The 13,437-nt window shown below is 68.2% G+C and carries 14 protein-coding genes; 7 read left to right on the forward strand and 7 right to left on the reverse strand.

All coding sequences use genetic code 11. The features are described 5' to 3' along the window. Positions 1-40: 40 nt before the first annotated feature. The 3 genes from NO364_RS16940 to NO364_RS16950 form a co-directional block, all read right to left on the reverse strand. Positions 41-2,182 carry a V-type ATP synthase subunit I gene (locus tag NO364_RS16940; RefSeq protein ID WP_257628106.1) on the reverse strand — a complete coding sequence of 714 codons (2,142 nt, stop codon included), beginning with the start codon at positions 2,180-2,182 and terminating at the stop codon, positions 41-43. Next, positions 2,169-2,501 (reverse strand): ATP synthase archaeal subunit H, encoded by a 333-nt coding sequence (ahaH, locus tag NO364_RS16945; RefSeq protein ID WP_257628107.1) that lies wholly within the window; start codon positions 2,499-2,501, stop codon positions 2,169-2,171. The genes NO364_RS16940 and ahaH overlap by 14 nt, the downstream gene beginning before the upstream one ends. A gap of 71 nt (positions 2,502-2,572) precedes the next feature. Then, positions 2,573-2,803: a DUF7860 family protein gene (locus NO364_RS16950; RefSeq protein WP_157689765.1), complete on the reverse strand. Its 231-nt coding sequence runs from the start codon at positions 2,801-2,803 to the stop codon at positions 2,573-2,575. 83 nt (positions 2,804-2,886) lie between these two features. Here NO364_RS16950 and NO364_RS16955 point away from each other — a divergent pair, with 83 nt between their 5' ends. Further along, positions 2,887-3,138 (forward strand): DUF8151 family protein, encoded by a 252-nt coding sequence (locus NO364_RS16955; protein ID WP_157689764.1) that lies wholly within the window; start codon positions 2,887-2,889, stop codon positions 3,136-3,138. A gap of 291 nt (positions 3,139-3,429) precedes the next feature. Here the strand turns inward: NO364_RS16955 and NO364_RS16960 are convergent, their stop codons facing one another. Beyond that, complete coding sequence (locus NO364_RS16960; protein WP_157689763.1) at positions 3,430-4,425, reverse strand: radical SAM protein; 996 nt, start codon at positions 4,423-4,425, stop codon at positions 3,430-3,432. A 67-nt stretch (positions 4,426-4,492) separates the two neighbouring features. After that, on the reverse strand, positions 4,493-6,817 hold the full coding sequence (locus NO364_RS16965; protein ID WP_257628108.1) for an Ig-like domain-containing protein: 2,325 nt from the start codon (positions 6,815-6,817) through the stop codon (positions 4,493-4,495). Positions 6,818-7,155: 338 nt separating this feature from the next. On the opposite strand from NO364_RS16965, the gene NO364_RS16970 reads away from it, so the two are divergent. Both NO364_RS16970 and NO364_RS16975 read left to right on the forward strand, forming a co-directional pair. Next, positions 7,156-7,737, forward strand: a complete 582-nt coding sequence (locus NO364_RS16970) for a cysteine hydrolase family protein (protein ID WP_157689761.1) — start codon at positions 7,156-7,158, stop codon at positions 7,735-7,737. 43 nt (positions 7,738-7,780) lie between these two features. Next, on the forward strand, positions 7,781-8,209 hold the full coding sequence (locus NO364_RS16975) for a CopG family ribbon-helix-helix protein (protein WP_157689760.1): 429 nt from the start codon (positions 7,781-7,783) through the stop codon (positions 8,207-8,209). 1 nt (position 8,210) lies between these two features. Here NO364_RS16975 and NO364_RS16980 read toward each other — a convergent pair whose 3' ends face one another. Further along, positions 8,211-9,083: a halocyanin domain-containing protein gene (locus NO364_RS16980; RefSeq protein ID WP_157689759.1), complete on the reverse strand. Its 873-nt coding sequence runs from the start codon at positions 9,081-9,083 to the stop codon at positions 8,211-8,213. Between the two features lie 144 nt (positions 9,084-9,227). On the opposite strand from NO364_RS16980, the gene NO364_RS16985 reads away from it, so the two are divergent. The 4 genes from NO364_RS16985 (at position 9,228) to NO364_RS17000 (ending at position 12,591) form a co-directional block, all read left to right on the forward strand. Continuing rightward, positions 9,228-9,950 carry an alanyl-tRNA editing protein gene (locus tag NO364_RS16985; RefSeq protein WP_257628109.1) on the forward strand — a complete coding sequence of 241 codons (723 nt, stop codon included), beginning with the start codon at positions 9,228-9,230 and terminating at the stop codon, positions 9,948-9,950. 123 nt (positions 9,951-10,073) lie between these two features. After that, the gene (locus NO364_RS16990; protein WP_157689757.1) at positions 10,074-10,445 is read left to right on the forward strand and encodes a hypothetical protein; all 372 of its coding nucleotides are present in this window, start codon (positions 10,074-10,076) and stop codon (positions 10,443-10,445) included. Beyond that, positions 10,446-11,312 (forward strand): class I SAM-dependent methyltransferase, encoded by an 867-nt coding sequence (locus tag NO364_RS16995; protein ID WP_257628110.1) that lies wholly within the window; start codon positions 10,446-10,448, stop codon positions 11,310-11,312. 46 nt (positions 11,313-11,358) lie between these two features. After that, entirely contained in the window at positions 11,359-12,591 is a 1,233-nt protein-coding gene (locus NO364_RS17000; RefSeq protein ID WP_257629128.1) for an MBL fold metallo-hydrolase, read from the forward strand. Here NO364_RS17000 and NO364_RS17005 read toward each other — a convergent pair whose 3' ends face one another. Further along, complete coding sequence (locus NO364_RS17005) at positions 12,592-13,398, reverse strand: DUF7839 domain-containing protein (RefSeq protein ID WP_157689755.1); 807 nt, start codon at positions 13,396-13,398, stop codon at positions 12,592-12,594. It abuts the gene before it with no gap. Between the last annotated feature and the right edge of the window lie 39 nt (positions 13,399-13,437).

Below are 13,437 nucleotides of genomic sequence, written 5' to 3' on the forward strand. Positions count from 1 at the left end.
TGGTTCGCCGAACCACCGGTAAACAGTACAATAAACCGTATCAGTCGTCGGTCGTGTACTGCCGGTCGTAGCCGAACGGCTCGTACTCGCGGCCGCCGCCCTCGTAGAACTTCCCGAAGAACTCGACGTACTCGAGACGCACGGCCTGTAGGCCGGCGCTCGTGACGCCGAGGGCGAGCACGAGCAGGTGCCCGACCACGAGGACGACGATGCCGAGGACCAGCATCCCCGGCCCCATGTTCATCAGCCCCTCGAACATCACGGTGCCGTGGGGCTCGCCCGAGTACATGAAGTGGTACTCACCCTCGGCGGCGTAGGCGCCGAAGAAGAGGAGGTTGACCGTGAAGGCCATCCCCGCCTTCGCGAGCAACACCGCGGCGATCCGGGTGTACGACAGCGCGTTGACGAACACGTTGAGGAACTCGATGGCCTCGACGGGTTCGCCGACGATCAGCAACACGAGGCCGACGGCGAAGAGCACGCCGGCGACCATGCCGACCGTCGGCCCGATGCCGAGGCCGGCCTCCAGGCCGACGATCTCCCACACGTCGTACAGCAGGGCGGGCTTGGCGTTCGCGGCGTGCTCCGAGAACACCCACACCCACAGGCCGTTGAGCATCAGCAGCCACGACCCGCTCTCCAGGACCGCGTGCTTGACGTCGTGGAACTGGTAGTTCTCGACGAAGTCGAACAGCCACCCGATGTTGAGGTGGAGGACGCCGACGAGGACGCTGATGACCAGCCACGCCTGCGCCCAGAGCAGGTAATGCGGCTGGAGGCCCTTGTGCAGGGGTGCGTGGCCGCCCCAGAGCAGTTTCGACACCTGGTGGGTTCCGAAGAGTTCGCCGTAGAGGATACCGAACAGTATCGTGAAGATCCCGGCGAAGACGGTCACGCCGCCCATGCTCCGGAAGGCGTCGCTGTCGAAGTTGGTGAGGAGGTAGTAGCCGATGAGGGTGTAGACCACCCCGTAGCCGACGTCGCCGATCATGAACCCGAAGAACGCCGGGAAGGTCAGAAAGAGGACGACCGTCGGGTCGAACTCCGCGTACTTCGGGCGGCTCACCGCCTGGGTGAGCACCTCGAAGGGCTTGACCACCCCGGGGTTGTCCTGGACGACCGGCGGGTCGTCGTCGTTCATCACGACGCCGCCGCCGTCGGCCCGCACCTCGTCGCCGCCGTCGACGGCCGTCGCCCCCTCGACGCCGCCGGCGACGTCCTCGCGGACCGCCTCCTCGCCGTGGGCGTCGAAGGTCGCCCGCTGGAGTTCCTCGACCTCCGCGTGGTCGCCGACCGCCTCGGTGATCGCCGCGGCGAAGTCGGTGTACTCCTCGCTCGGGATCCAGCCCTCGGCGACGAAGGCGTTGTCCGTCGTCGCGAAGGAGAGCGGCGCCTCACGCTTCTGGACGTCGATGGTGAGTTTCTCCTCGGCGGCCAGCAGGAAGCCCGCGGCGTCGAGTCTCACCTCTTCGAGTTCGTTCTCGACGGTCCGGAGCTTCGATTCGAGCTGCTGTTTTCGGTGGTCGAGCTCCGAGACGTACTCCTCGGGGGAGCCCTCGGCGTCCGGGACTTCGAGTGCGGTGAAGTCGACGCCGACCAGGGCGTCCGTGATCACGTCGTCGTCGGCGCCCTCGACCGGTCGGGCGAAGATGGCGATCACGCCGTCCTCGGCGAACAGCTCGACGTCCTCGATGCCGTCCGCGTCGACCATCGCGCGTTCGACCTCGTCGGCGTTCCCCTCGCCGACCACCACGTCGAGCGTGTCGTAGCCGGCGAGCAGGTCCAGATCGATCCCGAGCGTCGCGAAGGGCTCGACCGCCGAGAGCCGGTCCTCGACCTCGCCGAGTTCGCTCCGGATCTCGTCGCGCCGGTCTTCGAGGTCGTTGACGCGCTCGCGGATCTCCCCGAGTTCCTCCTCGAGGGCGTCGTCGGTGACGATCCGCGTCGGGCCGGCGTCGGCGTCGTCCACGTCGAGAATGCTCTCGATGGAGCGGACGGTCACCAGCTTCTCGGAGGCCTCCTCGGCGCCGTCGATCGGGTTCCCCGGTTCGAACCCCTCCCAGGTCCCGTCGTACTCGGTGACGTGAAGCAGGTTACGGTCGTGGACCGCCTCGACGACGTCGTCCATGACCGCCTTCGAGCCCGTCACCGACACTTTGCTCATCCGCTCAGGTCTGAGCATGCACCGCCTCCTCGAACTGTGCGATGGCGAATTCGATCGCCTCGTCCATCTGCGCCTCCGCCTGAGCGATGAGTTCCTCCCGAGTCTCCTCCCCGTCCTGCCGGATCTCCTCGGCCTCCGCCTCGATTTCGGCGGTGGCTTCCTCGAGGCGGCGCTCGGCCGCCTCCTCGGCCTCGCGTTCGGCCTCGGCGCGGATCTCGTCGGCCCGCTCCCGCGCCTCGGCGATCCGTTCCTCGCGGTCGGCCTCGGCCTCCTCGACGATCCCTTCGGCGTCGTCCTCGGCCGCCTTGATCCGTTCGAGAACCTCTGGTCTCGGCATACTACTGATCGTTGGAACCTTGCGGTATCGGATATAAGGTGTTTGCGGAACGCTACCGCCGACGACTGCCCTCACTCCGTCAGCGGGAGGACGACGCCGAAGACGAGCGGCGACAGCAAGAAGAGACACACGCCGAGCACCTCGGCGTCGAACAGCAGCGTCGCCTCCCACGCCGGGAGTCCGATCCCCAGCGCGTGGGCCGCGAGTTCGCCGAGCGCGCCGACCGCGAACAGCGCGAGTCCGAGCAGCGTCCCCCGCTTCGTCCACGCTCCGTAGTCCAGATCGCCGTATCGTCCGGCCATACGCCACGCTCGACCGCTTCGGGGTAAGAAGGTTGCGCTCGTCGACCGAAAGATACAGCATCGGACGCCGTCTGCCGGCACGTATGAACGCGACCCTGCTCGAACTGGTGCCCGCCCTCCTCGAACTCGCCGCGTTCGGCCTCGGGAGCGTCGGCCTGTCGGTTGCCGGGCTCTACGTCGAACGCGTCGCCCTCGCCACCGCCGAGAGCGGGCAGGTCAAACTCGGGGCCTGGATGGGGTTCATGGGCGCGATGGCGTTCTACTTCGCCTACCTCATGGCGACGGACAAGTTCCGGCCGAAACTGGCGACGGTTCGACGGCGGCTGGCCGAGTGACGACTCGCTCGCAAAAGCTGGAGCAAAACCCTACGCCAGCGGCGTCCGCTCCACGACCGTCCCAGTCCCACCTTTTCCTCGCTCGCTACGCTCGCTCGCAAAAGCTGGAGCAAAACCCTACGCCAGCGGCGTCCGCTCCACGACCGTCCCAGTCCCACCTTTTCCTCGCTCGCTACGCTCGCTCGCAAAAGCTGGAGCAAAACCCTACGCCAGCGGCGTCCGCTCCACGACCGTCCCAGTCCCACCTTTTCCTCGCTCGCTACGCTCGCTCGCAAAAGCTGGAGCAAAACCCTACGCCAGCGGCGTCCGCTCCACGACCGTCCCGTCCACGGTCGGGTACTGCTCGACGATTTCGCCCTGGCCGACGTCGCCCTCGTCGACCATCTCCTCCAGCAGCCACCACGCCAGTTCGACGTGGTCGGATTTGACGGTGTAGAACTCCTCGGGGATGCCCAGTTCCGCTAGGCGCTCCTCGGTCACCCAGGTCTTGCCGTAGACGAGGGTCCCGTCGTCGGTCACCTCGTCGAACTCCCGACGGATGCTCCGGGCCATCCGCTTCAGCCGGCGGCGGTGCTGGGCGGCGTCCTTGAACACCGAGGTACAGAAGTAGACTCGGTCGTGGTCGCCCATCACGTCCAGAATCTCCTCTTTGGGCGACTCGACCGCGCTCATGTGCCCCTCGCGGAGGTCGTAGCCCGCCTCCTGCATCCGCCGGTAGTTGCCGTCGGACATCTCGAACTCGTTGATGTTACAGAACTCGGCGGCCCCCTCGTCGAGGAACTCGAGGAACTCGGGTTCGGCGCGGATTCCCGGAATCTCGAACGCCGGGGTGAGGCCCTCCTCGCGGGCGATATGCAGGATCTCCTCCCACTCGGTGCCGTGGAGGTCGCCCCAGAGATCCAGCGGCGGGTGGAAGCGAATCTCGTCGAGGCCGGCCTCCGAGAGCCGACGCATGTTCTCCCGGCCGCCCGTGATACCGGTGTAGAGGTGCGTGTGGTGGTCCTCGCCGAACTCGTCTTTCAGCAGGGAGAGGTAGTGGCAGGTGCGGTCCAGCGACTCCTGTGGTTCCCCGCCGGTGATCGACGTGCCGAGGGCGTCCATCCGGCGTGCCTCGGTGAGGACGTCCTCGTCGGATTCGACCTCCCGCTCGTTGGCGTAGACCGTATCGACGTTCTTCCGGTTCTCCCCGAGCGGACAGTAAAAGCAGTCGCGCTGGTCGCAGTAGCCGTAGACGAACAGCACCATCTTCCCGCCCTTAGCGCACTGTTCACAGCCCTTCGAGATCATTCGTTGTTCACGACTGGTCCCCGAGGTTGGAAAACCCGTCGGTACGGAGTCCGTGGCTGTCGGGGCGTCAGTCGCCCCGGCGGGCCAGCAGCCCGACCGCCAGCAACGCGGCCACCGCGCCGATACCCCCGAATCCGGGGCCGATCCCGGTCGTCGCCGTCCGTCCGCCGGCGTCCGTCGTCGACGTGGACGCCGTCGGGGGCGGCGTGCGTGTCACGACCGGCGTCCCCGTAGGTGTCGCGGTCGGCGTCGGCGTCGGCGTCGCGGTCGGGGCCGCCGTCGGTCGGTCGAGCACGACGACGCCGAACACGGAGAACCCTGGTGTCTCGGCCGTCAGGACGACCACCCGGTCGTCGGCCCGCGCGACGGTCGTCTCCAAGACCCGAAGCCCGTCACCGTCGTAACGGACGATCCGGAGACGCTCCGGCGTCCCGCCCATCGCGTCGACCGTCGACCGGGCTACGGTGATCCTGAGCGACCCGCCGTCGGACGCTACGTCGCCCGGTGGCCTGATATCGACGGCGCCGAGGACCCGTCCGTCCGGTTCCGGCGCCACGCTCGGGAACGACCCGACCGGGTCGACGGTGACCGACCCCGTCGTCGCCGACCCGAACGTCACTCCGACCTCCTTGACTGGACCGGCGTGGACGGTCTGAGACACCGAATCCTCCCCGACGAGAACCGATCGGCCGACGTCGTCGCGGGTGCTTCGCTCGACGACCCCGGTGAGGGTGACGGTGATCGTGCCCTGGTCAGTGCCACCGTTTCCGTCGTCGACGGTGTAGGTGAAACTGTCCGTGGCCGTCTGACCGGCGCCGAGGCTCCCGAACTGGCCGTTGGGATCGTAGACCCAACTGCCGTCGCTGTCGACGGTGACCGTCGCCCCGCTGTCGAGGGTGACCATGCTTCCCGAGGCGAAGCTCTCCCCGTCGACCGCGCCGAGCGAGAGCGAGTCTCCCTCGACGTCGGTGGACAATTCCAGCAGATCGGCACCGTCCCCGTCGTCGACCGTGAGTAGGCTGTTCTCGTCGGTGGTGGCGGTGTCGTCGTTGGCCGTGGGCGCGTCGTTGACCGGAGCGACGGTGACGTTCAGGGTCGCCGTGTCGGTGCCGCCGTTGCCGTCGCTCACTTCGTAGGTGATACTGACATTGGCGGTCGCGTCGTCGCCGGGGTCGAACTGGATCTTGTCGTTGTTCGGACCCGTGATCCGGGCCGTGCCGTGACTCGGACCGTTCGTGATGGCGCTCACGTCGAGGGCGTCGCCGTCGACGTCACTGTCGTTGGTGACGACATCGACAGTGACACTCGCGTCCTCGTCGGTCGTCGCGGAATCGTCGCTCGCGGTGGGTGCGTCGTTGACCGGATCGACGGTGACGTTCAGGGTCGCCGTGTCGGCGCCCCCGTTACCGTCGCTCACTTCGTAGGTGATACTGATATTAGCGGTCGCGTCGTCACCGGGGTCGAACTGGATCTTGTCGTTGCTCTCGCCCGTGATCTGGGCCGTGCCGTGGCTTGGACCGTTCGTGATGTTACTCACGTCGAGGGCGTCGCCGTCCGGGTCGGTGTCGTTGGCGACGACGTCGACGGTGACACTCGTGTCCTCGTCGGTGGTGGCGGTGTCGTCGTTCGCAGTCGGGGCACCGGCGATCACGTTACTCCCCTGTGTGGTCGCCGCGCCGCCGAAGAAGTTGAACGAACCGGCATCGTTCTTGGTCACGTTGATCGTGACCTTCTGGAGCGTCTTGCTCGAGTTCGTCTTTACGGCGTAGCCCCAGATTCCGGCTTCGTTGGCGTTTTTGTAACTAGTACTGTAGTATCGATCCATCCCGTCCCGAACCGCGTAGCCGGGGTCGCTCGGTCCCGAGGTATTGAACCAGTCGGGGACGGTGAAATTCTGTGATGTCTCGGTCGATCCGTCGGTGTAGTTGAGTTTGATCTTGAACTTCGCCGGCGTGCTCGGCCCGGCACCCCCGGCCGACGCGACGACGTGGGTGGTGTTGTACTGGCCCTTGGTGACCGACGCCGTCACGCTCCCCGTCCCGGTGGTCTGCCACGCGTTGCTGTCGTTGGAGTCGAAGTCGGCGAGGTCGAACTTCGGGTGGACACCCGCCGTTGCGGCGAACACGCCGTCGTCCGGAACGCCTTGGTCGGCGGGATTACCGTTGTTCTGTGCCACCGACGACGAGACGAGCGAGTAGTCGCCGTTGTCGAAATCGCCGGCCGTATCGTCGTTCGCCCCGCGCACGACGTCGGCGTTGTAGATACCCGAGAACTCGAGTTGGGACGTCGTCTCGGCCGTAGCCGTCCCCGAGAACGCGACAACGCCGGCGAACGCCGACGTGACCAGCAGCACCGACAGGGTAACTGCGCGCAGTTTCGACGCCCTCGACATCACGACTGTCCCGAGACGTGTTCGTGCACACTCGTCCAGTCGGGCGACTGGGGCTCTATCTGCCCGTCTGTGCGCCCGACTGCTTGCTGATCACGCGACGATTCCAGTGATGGACCTGTCGTGGCCACGGCTTCATCAGACTCGTGATTCATGCACAGTAATGGAATAGATGTAACAAAACCGTTCGGATCGCGCTGTATCGGGATGTGAGCCCGTATGGAGGGAACTGCGCGAGGAGGTGATCGACGACCGTCGGAGACGACCGAAGACCGACGATCAGCGACATCCCGACGCGTGCCGAACGTGTTTTTAGGGTTCCGGCACTCTTATCGACGACCATGCCGTACGATCCCGACACAACGGCAGTCGTCGTCGTCGACATGCAGAACGGCTTCTGTCACCCCGACGGGAGCCTCTATGCCCCCCCGAGCGAGGCGGCGGTCGGCGAGGTGGCGTCGCTGGTCGATCGGGCCCACGAAGCGGGCGCACGCGTCGTCTACACGCGCGACGTCCACCCGCCCGAGCAGTTCGACGGGACCCACTACTACGACGAGTTCGACCGCTGGGGCGAACACGTCCTCGAAGGCTCGTGGGAGGCCCGCCTCGTCGACGAACTCGACGTCCGCCCCGCCGACCACGTCGTCGAGAAACACACCTACGACGCGTTCCACGACACCGAACTCGACGGCTGGCTCTCGGCCAGAGGGATCGACGACCTGCTCATCTGTGGCACCCTCGCCAACGTCTGTGTCCTCCACACCGCCGGGAGCGCGGGGCTGCGGGACTACCGACCCGTCCTCGTCACCGACGCCATCGGCTACATCGAGGAGACCGACCACGAGTACGCCGTCGACCACGCCGACTGGCTGTTCGGCGAGACGACGACCGTCGACGCCGTCGACTTTCTCCCCACCTGCTGACCCGATAGCAATAGTTATTATCTGAGCGCCGATGTGTTAATACATGACGGTGGTCAGCGTCTCGATGCCCGAGGAACTGGTAGAGCGGATCGACGCCTTCGCGGACGAACACGGCTACACCGGCCGGAGCGAGGTCGTCCGCGACGCCTCCCGATCCCTCCTCGGCGAGTTCGAGGACAAGCGACTGGAGAACCGCGACCTCATGGCGGTCGTGACGGTCATCTTCGACTACGAGACCACGAGCGTCGAGGAGCGAATGATGGGGCTCCGTCACGACTACGAGGGGTTGGTCGCCGCCAACTTCCACAGCCACGTCGGCTCCCACTACTGCATGGAGCTGTTCGTCCTCGAAGGGCGGCTGGAACCCATCTCCACGTTCGTCGGCAAGATCCGGGCGACCCAGGACACCCTCAGCGTCGACTACTCGGTGATGCCGGTCGACGAGTTCGGGCCCGCGGTGCCGTCCGAGTGAATCAGCCGGACTCCGCCTCCGACTCGACGACGATGGCACCCCTCGCGCCGAGCGAGTGGTGCGGCGCGCAGGCGTAGCGGTAGGTCCCCGGCTCCTCGAACGTGTGTTCGAACCGGACACCCGGCTCGGTGTACACCTCCGTCCCGATGTCGGCGTCCTCGAAGCGGATCTGGTGGGGTCCCCCCGTCCACACCCAGCGGACGGTCGTCCCGGGCGACACCCGGGCCGCCGGGGGCGAGAACGTGAAGTCGCTCTCCCCCTCCGCCGAACCGACGGTGACGAGTGGCGACGAGTAGTCCCGCCAGTCGACGACCGTCCCGTCGTAGATGTTCACCCCGGCCAGCCAGTCGTCGACGGCCGGATAGTCGCTCGACGGGGGGTCGGCCACGACGACGACGCCGATCATGCCGGCGTCGCGGCTCGGCTCCGAGACGTAGCGATAGACCCCACGCTCCTCGAACCGGTGGGCGAACGTCGTCCCGTGGGATCCGACGGGGGCACCGCTATCGAACGCCCCGTCGGCGGCGACGACGTTCGCGGGGTCGCCGCGACCGCTCCACTCCCACGTGACGGTCGTGCCGGGGACGACGCGGACGGCGGCGGGCCCGAACGCGTCGTGGCCGTGGCCCGCCCCGCGGCCGTCGCCGACGGTCACCGTCGGGTCGGCGTCGGGGGCGTACCGCTCGACTGCCCCCTCGTAACCGTTCGCGTCGGCCAACCAGTCGTCGAGACAGCCGCAGTCGTCGTGATCGTGACCGGCGCCGGACGTCGCGCCGGTCGATTGCCCTCGTGCCGTGCAGCCGGCCAACGCGCCGGTGCCGAGGAGGGAGACGGTCACGAACTCGCGCCGGGACCAATCGGACGGATCGTGCATAGCTTTCACACCTCCCGTCGGGCTCCCCGCGGGCGAATAAAGTACTCCGGGGCGCGTTCCCGGATTCTCGGAACGCTCCCGTCCGGCGACTCCCGGCCGTCTCCGCCCCATCCGTTTTGTCCCTGGGGGACCGATCGATCCCCCGTGACCGACCTCCGCTATCTGCCCGCCGCCGACGGCGTCACCGAGTTCGAGGCGACCGTGACCGAAACGACCGACGACTACGTCGTCCTCGACGGGACGTACTTCTACCCGGGTGGCGGCGGCCAGCCCCCGGACCGGGGCGAACTGTCGTGGGACCGCGGCCGGGCGACCGTCGTCGACGCCGAGAAGAACCACGGCGACGTGCGCCATCACGTCGCCGACGTCGAGGGGTCGCTCCCCGAACCGGGTGCGACGGTCACCGGTCGGATCGACGCCGGCCGGCGCGACCGACTCCGCCGGACCCACACCGCCCAACACGTCGTCTCGCGGGTCGTCCTCGACGAGTACGGGGCGGCGACGGTGGGCAACAGCGTCTCGGTCGACGGTGCCCGGATCGATTTCGAACCCGCCGACTTCGACGACGAGGACCTGGCGACAGTCGAGCGCCTGACCAACCGGATTCTCGACCGGAACCTCCCCGTCGAGAAGGTCGAGCGCCCCCGTGCGGCCGTCGAGGACGCGGTGCCGGAGGGGCGGACCCAACTCGACTCCATCCCCGAGAGCGTCGATCCACTCCGGGTCGTCGCCATCGGCGACTTCGACCTGTGTCCCTGCGGGGGGACCCACGTCGACCGGCTGGGCGAGGTGGGGGCCGTCCGGCTCACGAACCGCGTCTCGAAGGGGGCTGACGTCGAGCGGATCGAGTACGTCCTCGAACCCTGATACGGAGTACTGTAACTGTTCACCGGTGGTTCGACAGAAGTCCGGCGAACCACCGGTAATGACTTACGCCAAACAGTATGACGCCGGGGCCACGTATTTCGGAGCGGAGGCCGTACCGCCGGTATGCTCAGAGCGGCGCTACACGCGTTCGGTTACGCGGTTGCCCACGTCCTCTTTCTCGGTGCCGACACCCCGACGACCGTCGCCCGTCGCCTCCGCTTGGCCTACCGCCTCGTCGGCGTCGACGTCGTCGAGACCCCGCGGGTCGACGACGTCGAGCGGACGGTCTTCCTGTGTCCCTACCGGAACCTCGGCGCGGCGTGGTTCGGCGAGAAGTGGCTCTGTCACGACGTCCTCGACCGCGTCGACGACGGCTACGTGACCTACCTCCGACGACACAGGGATATCGACTACCAGCGACCCCGCGGCTGTGCCGACCTGGCGTACTGCGACGAGTCGGCGTACTGTTATTCGGAGGTGTCCGAGCGCCGGTAGATGGCCCGAGACCTCCGGGAGCGGATCGCCGACCAGTTCTCCTACCGCGGCGAGCGCGCCGACGTCTGGCGGGGGTTCGACCACCTGCTCGACACCGAGGCCTTCCTCAACCTCGGCTACTCGCCGTGGTATCTCCCCCACGCCGTCGGGTCGAGCCAGGCGCGGCTCGCCGACCGCCTCGGCGACCGACTCGCGGCCGCGCTCCCCGCGACCGACGGCGTCCGCCTCCTCGACCTCGGCTGTGGACGGGGCGGCCCCGCCGTCCGCCTCGCCGAACGCTTCGGCTTCGACGTGATCGGGGTCGACCTCGTCCCCTACAACGTCCGCCGGGCCGCCGAGACGGCCCGGTCGGCCGGCGTCGATCCGGCGTTCGTCGTCGGCGACGCGACCCGTCTCCCGGTCGTCGCCGAGGCGGTCCCCGCCTGCGTCGCGGCCGACTCGATCGTCTACGTCCCCGACACCGCGGCCGTCTTCGCCGAACTACGGCGCGTCCTCGAACCCGGCGGCGTCGTCGTCTGTTCGGACCTCGTGGCGGCCCCGGACGTCGACGACGCCGCCCGCCGCGCGGTCGACGCCTTCGCCGACGCGTGGGACATGCCGCCGCTTCTCGCGGCCGACGCCTACGAGCGCGTCGTCGCGGACCACCTCACCGTCCGTTCCGTCGAGGACGTCACCGCCCACAGCGTCGGCCGGTTCCGGACCTGGACCGCGCTGTACCTGCGGCTGGCGGACGCGCTGGGCGGGCGGCCCCTCGCCGCCGTCCTCCGGCGTCTGGACCTCGATCCCGCGGCCGTCACCGAACGGATCCGCCGGGCCCACGATGCCCTCCCGCATCTCCGGCACGTGGTCGTCGTCGCGGAGCGGTAGGCTCGGATCGACGGACCCAAACGGGACCCCCGTCTACGGCCCGCCGATGGACATCCGGTTTCTCGGCGGGGCTCGCGAGGTCGGTCGGAGCGCCGTCCTCGTGAACGACCGCCTCCTGCTGGATTTCGGGATGCTGACCGGGAACCCGCCCCAGTTCCCGGTGGAGACCCCGTCCCCCGGGGCGGTCGTCGTCAGCCACGGCCACCTCGACCACGTCGGGACGGTCCCGTCGCTGCTCTCCGGTGACGACCGACCGCCCGTCCACTGGACGCCGCCGACGTACGAACTCGCGCTCACCCTCGCTCGTGACACGCTCAAGCTCCACGGCGGGTCGTACCGGTGTCCGTTCACGGAGAACGACCTCAAACGCGTCACCGAGGTCTCGGAGCCACACGGGTACCGTGAGACGTTCGCGGCGGCCGGCCACGAGGTGACGCTCTACGACGCCGGGCACATCCCCGGCAGCGCGCACGTCCTCGTGGACGACGGCGACACCCGGCTCCTCTATACGGGCGATTTCCACACCGACGACCAGCGGCTCGTCTCGGGGACGACCGCGCGGCCCGACGCGGACGTGGTGCTCTGCGAGAGCACGTACGCCGACGTCGAACACGAGGCCCGGGAAGACGTCGAGCAGCGGTTCGCGCGGAGCGTCGAGCGGACGCTGTGGGAGGGCGGTACGGTCGTCGTTCCGGCGTTCGCGATCGGACGCACCCAGGAGATGATGCTCGTCTGCGAGGCGTACGACATCCCCTGTTACGTCGACGGGATGGGGAAAGGCGTCACCGAGATGCTTCGGGGGTATCCCGAGTTCGTCCGCGACGCCGACGCGCTCCGGCGGGCGGCGTCCCACGCCCGGTTCGTCACCGGGCGCGACGGACAGCGCAAGCGCATCACCGACCAGAAGGCGGCGATCATCACCACCAGCGGGATGCTCTCCGGCGGCCCCGCCATGACCTACATCCCCGAGATCCGGGCCAACCCGACCAACAAGGTCACGATGACCGGCTATCAGGTCGAGGGGACCCCCGGGCGGGACCTCGTGGAGACGGGGAGCGCCAAAATCGACGGCCGCGTGATGCCCGTCAGCGCGCAGGTCGAACAGTACGATTTCTCCGCCCACGCCGACCGGACCGGCCTCCGCGAGTTCCTCGAGTCGTACCGGGACACGCGCGTGTTGGTGAACCACGGCGACCGCTGTGTGGCGTTCGCGGCGGAACTCGCCGCCGACGGCTTCGAGGCGACGGCGCCCGCGGTCGGCGACGAGTTCACCGTCTGATCACTCCGCCGTGTCAACGACCCGGTAGTTGATGTTGCCGTCCCGGAGGCGATCCAGGTGCGTCGAGAGTTCGTCCGCGACGGCGAGCAACAGAATGTCGAGCCCCCGGGCGGCGGCCTCCCCGACGGCCTCCGGCGTCCCGAAGCGCACGTCGGGATCGAGGTCGGCCGCCTGCGCCGCCGCGTACGCCTCGGTGCCCGCCGTCGCGACCAGGTCCGCGTCGGCCGCGTGGCCGGCGAACGTCGCCGTCTCCACCGCCGCGCTCCCGCCGTCCTGCACCCGGGGGATCGAGACGGCGGTCACCCGCCCGAGGTCGTAGTCGAGGACGCCCTCGAAGTCGGTGACGCCCACGTCACGCCCCGGATCGGCGCTCGTGACGGCAACCGCGGTTGTGCTTCCCGTCGCGCCGGGCGTCGCCCGGAGGACGCCGCCGCGCATCGACAGCGAGACCGCTTCGCCTTCCATGATCGGCGCGGTGGCGAGTGCGGTTTCGATCTCGACCTGGCCGATCACGTCCTCGGCGACGTGGCCGACGAACTCCCGGAGTTCGTCCGTCCGCCCGATGAGCCAGTCGACGCCTTCCTTGGTCACCTCGTACCGCCCGCGCCCGGGGCTCCGGACGTATCCCTCCTCGATGAGCCCTTGGAGGTAGTCGCTTACCGCCTGTGCGGTGATACCAATGTCGTCCGCGATCTCCCGCTGGCTGACGGCCGGCTGTCGCTCCGCGATGCCGACTAGGATCTGATACCGGGTCGCGGCACGCTTGCTCTGCAGGACGCCAGCCTCGCGGTCGGCGCTCTCTTCCATCGCCGTCACTCCGCCCGCGCTCCTCAAGTATTTTTTCCC

The sequence above is a fragment of the Haloplanus salinarum genome (assembly GCF_024498175.1).
Classification (GTDB): Archaea; Halobacteriota; Halobacteria; order Halobacteriales; family Haloferacaceae; genus Haloplanus; species Haloplanus salinarum.

What these genes read in the sequence shown, in the direction of transcription:
- NO364_RS16940 (WP_257628106.1), bottom strand. Translation starts at nt 2,182, where the DNA reads ATGCTCAGACCTGAGCGGATGAGCAAAGTGTCGGTGACGGGCTCGAAG.
- ahaH (WP_257628107.1), bottom strand. Translation starts at nt 2,501, where the DNA reads ATGCCGAGACCAGAGGTTCTCGAACGGATCAAGGCGGCCGAGGACGAC.
- NO364_RS16950 (WP_157689765.1), bottom strand. Translation starts at nt 2,803, where the DNA reads ATGGCCGGACGATACGGCGATCTGGACTACGGAGCGTGGACGAAGCGG.
- NO364_RS16955 (WP_157689764.1), top strand. Translation starts at nt 2,887, where the DNA reads ATGAACGCGACCCTGCTCGAACTGGTGCCCGCCCTCCTCGAACTCGCC.
- NO364_RS16960 (WP_157689763.1), bottom strand. Translation starts at nt 4,425, where the DNA reads ATGATCTCGAAGGGCTGTGAACAGTGCGCTAAGGGCGGGAAGATGGTG.
- NO364_RS16965 (WP_257628108.1), bottom strand. Translation starts at nt 6,817, where the DNA reads ATGTCGAGGGCGTCGAAACTGCGCGCAGTTACCCTGTCGGTGCTGCTG.
- NO364_RS16970 (WP_157689761.1), top strand. Translation starts at nt 7,156, where the DNA reads ATGCCGTACGATCCCGACACAACGGCAGTCGTCGTCGTCGACATGCAG.
- NO364_RS16975 (WP_157689760.1), top strand. Translation starts at nt 7,781, where the DNA reads ATGACGGTGGTCAGCGTCTCGATGCCCGAGGAACTGGTAGAGCGGATC.
- NO364_RS16980 (WP_157689759.1), bottom strand. Translation starts at nt 9,083, where the DNA reads ATGCACGATCCGTCCGATTGGTCCCGGCGCGAGTTCGTGACCGTCTCC.
- NO364_RS16990 (WP_157689757.1), top strand. Translation starts at nt 10,074, where the DNA reads ATGCTCAGAGCGGCGCTACACGCGTTCGGTTACGCGGTTGCCCACGTC.
- NO364_RS16995 (WP_257628110.1), top strand. Translation starts at nt 10,446, where the DNA reads ATGGCCCGAGACCTCCGGGAGCGGATCGCCGACCAGTTCTCCTACCGC.
- NO364_RS17000 (WP_257629128.1), top strand. Translation starts at nt 11,359, where the DNA reads ATGGACATCCGGTTTCTCGGCGGGGCTCGCGAGGTCGGTCGGAGCGCC.
- NO364_RS17005 (WP_157689755.1), bottom strand. Translation starts at nt 13,398, where the DNA reads ATGGAAGAGAGCGCCGACCGCGAGGCTGGCGTCCTGCAGAGCAAGCGT.